8 protein-coding genes and 1 pseudogene are annotated in these 12,113 nt (G+C 73.6%); 6 read left to right on the top strand and 3 right to left on the bottom strand.

Features of this window, described 5'->3' with window-relative positions; translation table 11 throughout:
• The first annotated feature begins 13 nt into the window (after positions 1 to 13).
• The 6 genes and pseudogenes from ACZ5VC_RS31575 (at position 14) to ACZ5VC_RS31600 (ending at position 8,385) form a co-directional block, all read left to right on the top strand.
• Entirely contained in the window at positions 14 to 1,798 is a 1,785-nt protein-coding gene (locus tag ACZ5VC_RS31575) for a sigma-70 family RNA polymerase sigma factor (protein WP_469123398.1), read from the top strand.
• An 88-nt stretch (positions 1,799 to 1,886) separates the two neighbouring features.
• The gene (locus ACZ5VC_RS31580) at positions 1,887 to 3,170 is read left to right on the top strand and encodes a VWA domain-containing protein (RefSeq protein WP_469123399.1); all 1,284 of its coding nucleotides are present in this window, start codon (positions 1,887 to 1,889) and stop codon (positions 3,168 to 3,170) included.
• The gene (locus ACZ5VC_RS31585; protein WP_469123400.1) at positions 3,170 to 4,066 is read left to right on the top strand and encodes a hypothetical protein; all 897 of its coding nucleotides are present in this window, start codon (positions 3,170 to 3,172) and stop codon (positions 4,064 to 4,066) included. Before ACZ5VC_RS31580 ends, ACZ5VC_RS31585 begins: the two co-directional genes overlap by 1 nt.
• Positions 4,067 to 4,326: 260 nt before the next feature.
• Positions 4,327 to 5,499: a serine hydrolase domain-containing protein gene (locus ACZ5VC_RS31590; protein WP_469123401.1), complete on the top strand. Its 1,173-nt coding sequence runs from the start codon at positions 4,327 to 4,329 to the stop codon at positions 5,497 to 5,499.
• A 368-nt stretch (positions 5,500 to 5,867) separates the two neighbouring features.
• A pseudogene (locus tag ACZ5VC_RS31595) lies at positions 5,868 to 6,437 on the top strand (serine hydrolase domain-containing protein); the annotation flags it as partial.
• A 76-nt stretch (positions 6,438 to 6,513) separates the two neighbouring features.
• Entirely contained in the window at positions 6,514 to 8,385 is a 1,872-nt protein-coding gene (locus ACZ5VC_RS31600; protein ID WP_469123402.1) for a glycoside hydrolase family 15 protein, read from the top strand.
• 24 nt (positions 8,386 to 8,409) lie between these two features.
• On the opposite strand, the gene ACZ5VC_RS31605 is transcribed toward ACZ5VC_RS31600, so the two are convergent.
• The 3 genes from ACZ5VC_RS31605 to ACZ5VC_RS31615 are packed head-to-tail and all read right to left on the bottom strand — an operon-like array spanning position 8,410 to position 12,110.
• Complete coding sequence (locus ACZ5VC_RS31605; protein ID WP_469123403.1) at positions 8,410 to 8,823, bottom strand: DUF742 domain-containing protein; 414 nt, start codon at positions 8,821 to 8,823, stop codon at positions 8,410 to 8,412.
• Between the two features lie 12 nt (positions 8,824 to 8,835).
• A complete protein-coding gene (locus tag ACZ5VC_RS31610; RefSeq protein WP_469123404.1) occupies positions 8,836 to 9,270 on the bottom strand; it encodes a roadblock/LC7 domain-containing protein in 435 nt (144 codons plus the stop codon).
• Entirely contained in the window at positions 9,267 to 12,110 is a 2,844-nt protein-coding gene (locus tag ACZ5VC_RS31615; protein WP_469123405.1) for a sensor histidine kinase, read from the bottom strand. Before ACZ5VC_RS31615 ends, ACZ5VC_RS31610 begins: the two co-directional genes overlap by 4 nt.
• Positions 12,111 to 12,113: the final 3 nt, after the last annotated feature.

The following is a 12,113-nucleotide window of genomic DNA, read 5'->3' on the forward strand; positions in this document are numbered from 1 at the left end:
AGGGCGTGAGCCGGTGGACAGGCAGAAACGGTTCGGCGTGGGGCGGGTGGGCGTGGAGAACGATGCAGAGGCCGTGAAGGTGGCGGCTGCCGTGGCCGGGGACACGGCCGCCCGGGAGCAAGTACTCGCTGCCCACCTGCCACTGGTCTACAACGTTGTCGGCCGCGCGCTCGGCGGGCACGCCGACGTGGACGACGTCGTGCAGGAGACCATGGTGCGCGCCCTGCGCGGTCTCGACGACCTGCGCGACCCGGGGGCGTTCAGGTCCTGGCTGATCGCCATAGCGATGAACCAGGTCCGCCGCCACTGGTCGGCCGGCGCCTGGCCGCCGGTCGACGGCCTCGACGCCGCGCGGGAAGTCGCGGACCCCCGCGCCGACTTCGTGGAGCTCACGATCCTGCGCCTCGGACTGTCGGGACAGCGCCGGGAGGTGGCGGAGGCCACCCGCTGGCTCGACGCCGAGGACCGGGAGCTGCTGGCCCTGTGGTGGCTGGAGGCGGCGGGCGAGATCACCCGGCCCGAACTGGCCGACGCCCTCGGTATCGCCCCCGCCCATGCCGCCGTCCGCGTCCAGCGGATGAAGGAGCGGCTGGAGGCCGGACGGCTGGTCGTGCGCGCGCTCGCCGCACTGCCGGGCTGCCCCGATCTGACCACGCTCACCACGCTGTGGGACGGGGCGCCGTCCGCGCTGTGGCGCAAACGCATGGCGCGGCACGTCCGTGGGTGTGCCGAGTGTTCGGGGCGCTCGGAGGATCTGGTGCCCGCCGAGGGGCTGCTGGCCCGCCTGAGCCTGGTGCCGGTCCCGTTCGCCCTGTCCTTGCCCGAGCCGGACGGGTCCGAGCTGCTCCACCTGACGGCAGGCACCGCGACGGACCCGGCCGGGCCGCCCGTCCCGGAAAGCGCCGCGCCCTCGCAGCCGTACGCCTTCGACAGCAGCGCGCCCTCCGAGCGGTACACCTTCGACAGCAGCGCGCCCTCGCCGTACGGCTCCGGACAGGCCGTTCCCGACGCGTCCCGGTCGTACGTTCCCGAGTACGCCCCCACCAACGTCGCGGACGGCCCTTCGCCCATGGCCGCCGAGGACACCGGCCCTCTGCCCGGCCCTTCGCACGCCGCGCCACGAGGCTCGCGGGCGCGGCCGGGCCGCCGGCCCCGTACCTCGGCCGTCGTCGCCGTGGCGGCGCTTCTGGCGGCGGCCACCGCCATCGTGCTGCGCCCCTGGGAGCCCGGCGCGGGCCCCAGGGCTCAGCGCCCGGGGGACGGCGGGCCTCAGCCGACGGCTCCCGCGCCCAGCTCCGTACCGTCCGCGCCGCAGGTGCCACCGACCTCGAGCGCGGAGACCTCCACGGCGTCTGCCTCGGCGTCGAAGAAGTCGCCCACCCCGGCGGCGCCTTCGCGGTCGGCCGCCCGGGAGCGACCGAGTGTCGAGCAGCAGGTTCTCGACCTGGTCAACGCCGAGCGGAGGCGAGCGGGGTGCGGTCCGGTGCGCACCGACTCGCAGCTCCACCGGGCCGCCCAGCGGCACGCGGACGACATGGCCACACGCGGCTATGACGAGCACACCAGTCCCGAGGGGGTCGGACCGGGCGAGCGGATCTCGGCCGCGGGGTACAAGTGGAGTGCCTGGGCCGAGAACATCCACCGGGGCCCGAAGACCGCCGACGCCGCCGTGGACGGCTGGATGGGCGACGCCGGTCATCGCGACAACATCCTCAACTGCCGCTTCACTCACATGGGACTGGGTTTCACCAGCGGAGCGGGCGGGCCCTGGTGGACCCAGGACTTCGCCGCTCACTGAGGCCGCGTCACGGCGTCGCCGGGCGCCGTGAACGCCGTTGTCCCGGGCTCGTTTTGGATTGCCGGGAGATCATCACTACGATCCGGCGATGATCACAAGAAAACGGCTGGCGGCCGGGGCCTGCGCCCTGTTCGCCGTACTGGCTGTCGGGCTCGTCCCGGGCAGCGCCGCCGCCGACGACGGGCGCGCGGCCGAGCCCTCCCCCAAGGTCGAGTTGGTGCTCGACGTCAGCGGATCGATGCGGGCACGCGACATCGACGGCAAGACACGCATGGCCGCGGCGAAGCAGGCGTTCAACGAGGTGCTGGACGCGGTGCCCGACGAGGTGCAGCTGGGCATACGCACCCTCGGCGCCACCTACGCCGGGCAGGACAAGAAGCTCGGCTGCAAGGACACCAAGCAGCTCTATCCGGTCGGGCCGCTCGACCGGGTGGAGGCGAAGACCGCCGTCGCCACCCTGGCTCCCACGGGCTGGACGCCGATCGGGCCGGCGCTGCTGGGGGCGGCCGAGGACCTCAAGGGGGGTGAGGCGACCCGGCGGATCGTGCTCATCACGGACGGCGAGGACACCTGCGCCCCGCTCGACCCGTGCGAGGTGGCGCGTGACATCGCCGCCCAGGGGATCCATCTGGTCATCGACACACTGGGCCTGGTCCCCGATGCCAAGACCCGTGATCAGCTGAGTTGTATCGCCGAGGCCACCGGCGGGACCTACACCTCCGTGCAGCATACGGATCAACTCTCCGGACGCGTAAGGCAGTTGGTCGACCGCGCGGCCGACCCGGTGGTGACGCCGGTGGCCACCCAGGGGGCGAAGGAGTGCGCTAAGGCCCCGCAGCTCGGGGCGGGTCTGTACAGCGACCGCGAGTCGTTCGGCGAGCACCGCTGGTACCGCGTGGACGTACTGCCCGGCCAGGAGCTGCGCGCTTCGGTCAGCGTCGCGGCCGACCGTGCCGTCAACGACGACTACGGTGTCCTGCTGCGCGCGGTGACCGTGCACGGCCGGGAGATCGTCCGGGGCTCGGAGGCGGGCAACGGCCGCACCGATGTGATCTCGGCGGGCCTGCGCTACCCGAAGGCGCCGCGCGAGGGTACGGACGGCGACGGCGACGAGAAGCCGGTGGCCGAGACGGTCTGCCTGCAGGTCAGCAACTCCTTCTCGGCTCCGGCCTCGGTCAAGACCACCCCGGGCCTTCCCGTCGAGCTGACCATCGACGTCGTCGACGGGCCCGACGAGGCGTCCGACGTCGCCTCCTTCGGCCTCGGCCGCGGCTGGTGGCTCCTCGGTGTGCTGGTGCTGACGGGCTTCGTGGCCGGTCTGCTGTGGGGCTGGATCTCGCGCTGGCGCATCTCCGTCTGGAGGACCAACTGATGCGTACCGTACGCATACTGACCACCGCACTGCTGGCGGGCGCCGCCCTCCTCGCAGTGGCCGGACCGTCCTCGGCGGACAGCCCTTCGGCGAGCCCGTCTCCGGGCAAGGAGGGTGCCGCCCCGACCGAGGCGGGAACCACCTTCCGAACCGCGACCGGTCTCCAGCAGGGCCAGAAGGCCACCGCCGGCGCCTCGGCCGGTGACTACCTCTACTGGGTGGTGCCCGTGGATGCGGGGCAGCGGGTGACGGTGAGGGCGAGCGTCACACTCCCCGAGTCCGCGGCCCGGCACGGGGCTTCGACCTGGCAGCTCGACGTGTACGACGGGCTGCGCCGCCGCCAGGCCTGCGTGTACGGAATGCAGACCAGGGTGGCGGCCAAGGAGGCCGCCACGGCCGAGCTGTCCTGCACGCTGCGGGCGGTCCGCTCGTGGGCCGAGCCGTGGGCGAACGATCCACTGCCGGGCAGCTACTACGTCCGGCTGACGGTCGTGGACCTGCCGAAGGAGGACCTGGGTCTGCCGGTCCGGGTGGCGTTGGAAGCCGTGTCGAAGGACGCGGGTGGCGCCCGTGCGGTGGACGGCTCCCTCTCCACCCCGCTGGTGCCGGGCGCGCTGGTCCGGGCGCCGGGCGCCGCCGGCGGGAGCACGTCGCCGCAGGGGACGTCCAACGCCTCGGCCCAGAATTCGGACGAGAAGTCGGACGAGAAGTCGGACGAGAGCTCGGACGAGGCGTCGGGGGTCGGTGCGCCGCAGGACGGCTGGTCCTCCGGCTGGTGGTCCGACCGCTGGGTCTGGACCGGGGTCGGAGGGGTGCTCGCCGCCCTCGCGGCCATCGGGGGCTACTGCCTCACCCGGGGATCCGGACGGCCGGGACGGGTGCCGCCGGGCGTCTGACCGCGCCCCTGTCGCCGGGGGTCCGAACGGCCCCTGAGTGACGGAGGTCCGCACCGGGGGCGGCCGCGGCCCGAAGCCGTGGCCGCCCCTCATTGTCGGCCGCACAGGTCCGAACCGGACCCGGCCTGCCTTCTTCCCTCCGGTCCGACCAGTCGGTACGTTGCGTGTCAGTCGCCGCCACGCGGCGTCCCGAGGCGTCCCAAGGCGACACCCACCGCACTTACGGCACCCATCGACACCTGCGCCGTGGAGGAGAACCCATGACCGAGTCCGTACCGGGTCCCCGGATCGAGGGGCACTGCGACGGCCGTTTCACCGCCGTACGCGAGGCGTTCGAGGCCAACTTCCGGGAGCGGGACGAACTGGGCGCCGCGGTGACGGTCCAGTTGGGCGGAGAGACCGTGGTCGACCTGTGGGGCGGCTGGGCGGACGGCGCGCGCACCCGCCCGTGGGAACGCGACACCGTCGTCAACGTCTGGTCCACGACCAAGGGTGTTACCGCTCTGTGCGCCCATCTGCTCGCGGACCGGGGGCTGCTCGACCTGGACGCGCCCGTCGCCTCGTACTGGCCGGAGTTCGCGGCGGCGGGCAAGGAGTCGCTCCCGGTACGCCATCTCCTTTCGCACCGCGCGGGCCTGAGCGGGCTTCGGGAGCCGCTCACCCTGGCGGAGCTGTACGACTGGGAGGCGACGACCGCGCGGCTGGCGGGGATGGAGCCGTGGTGGGAGCCCGGGACCCGCTCCGGCTATCACGCGATGACGTACGGCTTCCTGGTCGGCGAGGTGATCCGGCGGATCACCGGCCGGCTGCCCGGCGACTTCCTGAACCAGGAGATCACCGGGCCGCTCGGGATCGACTTCAGCATCGGACTGCCGGAGAAGGACGCGGACCGCGCCGCCGAGCTCGTCCACCCGCCCGCCGCGACGCCGGGCCAACGAGCGGCCGTCTTCGCCCAAATGGCACCCGCTGCTCAGGCGGCCCTGGCCAACCCGCTCGTCGGCGCCGCCCAGGCCAACACCCCGCGGTGGCGGGCCGCCCACCTGCCGGCGGCCAACGGTCACGGCACGGCCCGCGCGGTGGCCGCGCTGTACGGCGTTTTCGCCGACCGTGGCCTGTGCGCCGGCCGCCGCGTCCTCTCGCCCGAGGCCGTCGAACGCGCCCGCGAGGGCCAGGGCGCCTGCCGGGACCTGGTCCTGGGCGCGGGCTTCGCCCATGACACCGAGTGCGCCCTCGGCCTGTGGCTGAGCGGCCCGAACTGCTCGTACGGCTCAAACCCGCGCGCCTTCGGCCACGACGGCTTCGGGGGGTCCTGCGGTCTGGCGGACCCGGACGCGGGAGTGGCTCTGGGCTATGTGATGAACCGCATGGGCCCGCGCATCGCCGACGACCCGCGCAAGATGGCGCTGGTGGAGGCGGTGTACGGGGCGCTGTAGCCGCGATGCCGCGGGTACCGCGCCGAACCCCGCCCACTGCTCACTCCGCGCGAGGCGCGGGTCCCTCAGCCGCCGGGTCCCCCTCCCCCGGCGCGCCCGCCGGCGCTCGGCGCGCCCGTCCACTCTCGGCGCCCCCGCCGAGTCTCGGCGTGCCCGCCGGCTCTTCCGTCGTGCCGTCGGCGCCCCGCGTGCCCGTCGGCCGGATGGTGCACCCGGCGGGCGCGGGCGTCGCGGGCGCCTGATGCTGAGCGTGGGCCCGGCCCCCCGGCCCGGCTCGCGGCGAAGTCCTCAGGAGGAACACCCGCATGCTCCGTCATCGTGTCCCGCGCTCCCTCTCCCGTACGCGTCGGCTTCGGATGTTCACCGGCGCCCTGCTGGCCGCGGCGACGGGCCGCCCGTACGAGGAGCTGCTGCGGACCATGGTGTACCGCCCGCTGGGGCTGCGGAACACGAGCCTGCCGCAGGGCTTCCGGCTCCCCGAGCCGTATCTGCACGGCTATGCCACCGAGCCGGGCGAGCCGCCGGAGGACGTCAGCACGGCGGTGGGCATGTCGGGTGTGTGGGCGTCCGGCGGAGTGGTCTCCACCGCGAGGGACCTGACGTCCTTCATCCGCGCGTACGCGGGCGGCACGCTGCTGTCGCCGCATACCCGGCAGCAGCAGCGGACGTGGATCGCCGGGGCCTCCGAGCCCGCCGGTCCCGGAAGCAACGCCGTGGGCCTGGCGCTGTTCCGCTACACCACCCGGTGCGGGGTCGTGTACGGACACACCGGTAACACGCCCGGCTACACACGCAGCTCGCGGTGGCCGACGCCGGACGGCCGGCGCTCCCTGACGTTCTCGCTGACCACTCAGGTGAACCAGACCCTCAAGCCGGAGCTGCTGGCGAAGGTACGGAGCGTCCAGGAGGACTTCGTCTGCGCCCTGCTGCGCCCCTGAGTCGCCGTACGGACCGAACGGACCGAACGGCGGGCAGGGAGCGCGGGCAAGTGGCGTCACAGTGTGAAGGGACCCCATGCGTCGCCATCCACCGATCGCGGACCACGGGCTCATCGGCGATCTGCACACCGCGGCCCTGGTCACCTCGGAGGGCGTGCTCAACTGGCTCTGCGCTCCCCGGTTCGACTCCCCCAGCCTGTTCGCCGGGCTGCTCGACCACGACCGGGGCGGTCACTTCGCGATCACGCCACAGGCGCCCGACGCCACCACACGGCAGCTGTACCTGGCAGACACCGCCGTCCTGGTCACGCGCTTCATGACGGACGAGGGAGTCGGCGAGGTCGTCGACTTCATGCCGCTGGGCGACGCCATGCCGTCGGGTGACGCCGAAGCGCCCGCGGAACGGCCCCACGCCGTGCGCGTCGTCCGCGTCATGCGCGTGACCCGTGGCACGGTCGGCTTCCGGCTCGCCTGCCGGCCCCGGTTCGACTACGGGCGCGGCACACACCAGCTCGTACTGGAGCAGGACGCGGCACACTTCGCGGGGCCGGGACGCACCGCCGTCCTCCAGGTGGGCGGACCGGTGACGTTGCAACGTGACGGGAAGGACGTCGAGGCCACCGTGCGACTCGGCCAGGGGGAGCTGGCGGCGGCCGTCCTCACTGTGTACGAAGCCGGAGCCGAACCATCCGAGCCACCCGCGCCGCTCACCGAGGCCGGCATCCGCCGGGAGTTCCGCTCCACCTACGGCTACTGGCACCGGTGGCTGCGCCAGAGCCGGTACCGGGGGCGCTGGCAACAGATGGTCAACCGCTCGGCGATCACCCTCAAGCTGATGACCTACGCGCCCACGGGCGCCCCCGTGGCCGCCGTCACCATGGGCCTGCCGGAGCAGGTCGGCGGTGAACGCAACTGGGACTACCGCTATACCTGGTTGCGGGACGCCTCCCTTTCGGTGAAGGCGCTGCTCGACCTGGGGTTCCACGAGGAGGCGGCCGCCTTCCGGCGGTGGCTCGGTGCGCGGGTGCAGGCGGGGCGGACGGTGACGGGCGAGCCCCTGCAGATCATGTACCGGGTGGACGGCGACCCGCACCTCGCCGAGGAGGTCCTCGGCCATCTGGAGGGGTACCGCGGTTCGGCGCCCGTGCGGCTCGGCAATGACGCCGCCGACCAGTTGCAGCTCGACATCTATGGCGAAGTGGTCTTCGCCCTCACCCATGCGCGCGACCTCGCCCAGGTGGCCGGATACGACGGCTGGCAGAACCTGAGCGCCCTGCTCGACTGGCTCGCCCTCACATGGGACCGGCCCGACGAGGGAATCTGGGAGACCCGCGGCGGCCGTCAGGACTTCACGTACAGCCGGCTGATGTGCTGGACGGCCTTCGACCGGGGCATCCGGCTGGCCATGGAACTGGCCCGCCCGGCCGACGTCGCCGGCTGGACCGCGGCGCGGGACGCGATCTTCCACCAGGTGATGGAGCGGGGGTACAGCACCCGGCGCGAGGCGTTCGTCCAGCACTACGGGAGCGAGGTCCTGGACGCCTCGCTGCTGCTCATGCCGACGGTCGGGTTCCTCTCGCCGAAGGACCGCCGCTGGCTGTCGACGCTGGACGCCATGGAGGCCGAACTGGTCTCGGACAGCCTTGTGCACCGTTACGACCCGGCCGCGTCGTCCGACGGGCTGCGGGGTGACGAGGGCACCTTCTCCTTCTGCAGCTTTCTGTACGTGGGGGCGCTGGCCCGGGCCGGCCGCCTGGAGGCGGCCCGTTACGCCTTCGACAAGATGCTCACCTACGCCAACCACGTCGGGCTGTTCGCCGAGGAGATCGGCCCCACCGGAGAGCAACTGGGCAACTTCCCGCAGGCGTTCACGCATGTGGCGCTCATCACCGCCGCGATGGCCCTCGACGAGGAGCTGGACCGGGCGGAGTCGGGAACGGCGGACTGATCCGTAGAGCGCCAAACTGACCCGTCACAGCGCTCTGAGGCCGTCGATCACCTCCCTCAGGATCTTCTCGTCGGGCAGTTGCGCGGGCGGTACGGGACGGCTGACCTTGACGTACCCGGATTCCAGGAGGTCCCCGAGCAGAACCCGGACGACTCCCACGGGCAGATCGGCGTCGGCGGCGAGTTCCGCCACGGACTGGGTTTCGGCGCGGCACAGCGTCAGCAGGGCGCGGTGTTCCGGGCCGAGGAGCGATTCCTCGGCGCTGCCGGGCGGGTTGTCGTCCACGACGACCAGGGCGATGAGGTCGAACCGTACGTTGCTGGGCCCCGGCTTGGTGCGGCCGCCGGTCATCGCGTACGGGCGGACCAGCGGCCCCGCCTCGGCGTCGTACCACTGGCTGCCCGGCAGGTCGGGTGCGCCGCCGATGTCCTCGTTCATGGGTGCCTCCGGTCAGCCGGCGGCCGGCGGGGTGGTGGTGACGCGGGGCGGCGCGTACAGGTGCTCGCCGACCCGCTTGACGAGGCGGGCCATCTCGTAGGCGATGAGGCCGATGTCGGCGCCGGCCGAGCTGAGTACGGCGAGGCAGGATCCGTCGCCGGCGGCCGCGACGAACAGGAACCCCTCGTCCATCTCGACCATCGTCTGGCGTACGCCCCCGGCGTGGAAGTGGCGGCCCGCGCCCTTGGCGAGGCTGTGGAACCCGGAGGCCACCGCTGCCAGGTGCTCGGCGTCCTCGCGGGTGAGCGCGCTGGAGGCGCCCACGGCGAGACCGTCGTTGGACAGCACGACCGTGTGACGCACCTCGCGGACGCGCAGGACGAGATCGTCCAGCAGCCAGTCGAGTTCGCCCGACCGGTGGGGAGCGGTCCTCTCGTGCTCGATCATGCGTCGTCTCCTTCGCTGCGGGGTGCGCTGCCGGTCTCGTTGCTGGGTCGGTGGCCGCGTTCGTCGCCGGCGCCGGTCGGCCGGAAGCGGGCGCGGTGCCCGCCGGGGGCCGCTCCGCCGCCCCGCGCCCAGCCGTCGCGGTAGGCCCTCATTCGGTCCCTGGCCTGTTCCGGTGTGCGCCCGACGTCGTCGGCGGGCGGCTCGTACACCGCCGGTTGGGGCGCCGGGGCCTGGCGCAGCTGCGGTACGAGGTGGGACTGGCGCACGCGGCGCGGCAGGCTTCCGGTGTCGTCGGACGAGCCGCCCGGGATACGGGGATCCGGTCCGACGGGCCCGTCCGGGCGGTCCGTGCCGCGCGGCGCGCTCGGTGCGCTCGGTGCGCTCGGGCCGCTCGGGCCGCGGCCGTCGTCCTGGGAGGCGCGGCCGCCCGTGCGCAGGCTGGTGACGGGGGCGGGCTGCCGCCCCGGGGGCTCAGGGGTCTCGTGGGGCTCCGGGGCCGCGAGGGCCTCCAGGGCGGGATGGGTGGCCGTGGGTGCGGGGCTCGCGCTCCGGGGTCGTACGGGGCGGGGGCCTGCCGGGGGCGCGGGGGCCCGCGTCCGTTCCGTACGGACAGTGCCGTCGCCCCGGTGTCCGCCGGGCAGTTCACCCGGTCGGCCGGGCCTGCCGGGGCCCGCCGGGAGCGCGGTCTGCAGCAGGGCCGTCGGCAGCAGGACGACCGCGGTGGTGCCGCCGTACGGGGAGGTGCGCAGGTGGACCTTGATGTCGTGCCGGGAGGAGAGCCTGCTGACCACGAACAGTCCCAGCCGGTCGCTGTCGAAGAGGTCCAGCGCCTCCGACTGCTCGATGCGGCGGTTCGCGTCGGCGAGGGTTTCCCTGCCCATGCCGAGCCCCCGGTCCTCGATCTCCAGGGCGTAGCCGTTGCCGACGGGTTCGCCGCTGACGCGCACCTTGGTGTGTGGCGGGGAGAACTGCGCCGCGTTCTCGACGAGTTCGGCCAGCAGATGCGTGAGGTCGGCGACGGCGGCGCCGATGACGGCGGTCTCGGGCAGGTGGCGCACCTCCACGCGCGCATAGTCCTCGATCTCGGACACGGCGGCGCGTACGACATTGGTCAGGGGCACGGGCATCCGCCAGGCCCGGCCGGGTGCGGCGCCGGAGAGGATGATCAGGCTCTCCGCGTGGCGGCGCATCCGCGTCGTCAGATGGTCGAGGCGGAAGAGGTCGCCGAGTTCGTTCGGGTCGTCCGCGCGGCGCTCCATGCTGTCGAGGAGGGTGAGCTGGCGGTGGACCAGGACCTGGCTGCGGCGGGCGAGGTTGACGAAGACCCCGGAAATGCCGCTGGCCAGCTCGGCGCGTTCGACGGCTGCGCTGAGCGCCGCCCGGTGGACGGTCGTGAGCGCCTCGCCGACCTGCCCGATCTCGTCCTGCTCCGGGAACCCGGGCGGCGCCTCCGAGTGGACGTCGATCTCCTCACCGGCGCGCAGCCGCCGCATCGCGTGCGGCAGCTTGTGCCGGGCGATTTCCAGGGCGGTGTTGCGAAGGGTGACGAGTTCGACGACGAGGGCGCGTCCGATCCGAACGGAGATGACGAGCGAGGCCGCGACGGCGGCGAGACCGCACAGTACGGCAGCGCCCGCGGCGGTGACGAGGCCCCCCGCGAACGGGTCGGCCCGGTCGGCGGCGGCGCGCCGGGCGCCCGTCTCGAGGGTGAGCAGGGCTCCTCGTACGGTCGACTGGGCGTCGTCCCAGGTGTTGGCCGGGACGCTCTGGGCGGCCTTGCGGCCCGGCGTTGCGGTGCGGACCCGGTCCTCGGCGTCGGTGAGCAGGCGGTAGCCGCGCTGTGCGGTGAGGGAGCGCCAGGCGGCGCGTTCGGGTCCCCGGAGGTCGGCCGTGGCACTTTCGGTGAGGTGGCGGCGGGTCTCCACGGCCCCGGTGAACGCGCGTTGGCGTGCGGCGGTCATCTCCGAGGCCAGATGGGCGGAGGTGAGGAGGGCGTCCTCGCGGGCGAGCATTTCGGTGGCCCGGGAGAATTCGAGAAGCACACGGGCGTCGGATCCGGGCTGCGTGTCCTGGATGCCGGTGAGGGCGCCGCCCACGCCGAAGGCGCTGGTGAGGGTGGCGGTGTACTGGTCGTAGACGGTGTCCCAGTCGGCCCCGCCGCCGACGACGGAGGTGCGCAGAACCGGCAGTTTCCGGCTCCGGTCGACGAATTCCCTGATGCGGTCCGCCACTTCCTTGGGCAGATCGCCCGCGTCGGCGACGGTGTGCCCGCTGTCGAGGCCCAGTCTCGCGACGGCGGCGTCGGTGCGGCGACCCTGCTGCTGGACTTCGGCGGCGCGCCCGGAACTGGGTGCGGCGACCTGGCGCACGGCGGCGCGCCGTTCGGCCTGGAGGGCAGTGACGGCGGCGGCCACCGGTTCGCGGATCTGGGCGTCGACGCGCTGGAGCTGCCGGAGGCGGGCCACGTCCTGTGCGGTGGTGACGGTGGCGAAGCCCCACAGGGCCAGCAGCGACACGACAGGCACCATCAGGAGCGAGACGATCTTGGCGCGGACGGTGCGTGGACGCACGCTCCACCGTGCCGGCCGGGGCCCGGAGATGGGGCGTCCGGGTGCGGCGGGGTCCGGGTGTGGTCGTCCGCCTCCGTCGGCCGGTCGGCGCCCGACGGAGCCCCGGTCCACGTCCGGCTCGGAACTCCGGTCCGGTGTCCGCTTCCGGTTCCGGTCCGGGCTGCGTGGTTCGTCGGCAGGCGGCCCGGCGTGGGCGCGCCGCCCGCGTGTGGCCGCCTGGGAGGGCGGCGGCGGTGCGCCGGTGGCTCTGGTCTTGCGGGGAGTTCGCATGGC

The organism is Streptomyces sp. NPDC033174 (genome assembly GCF_055577795.1).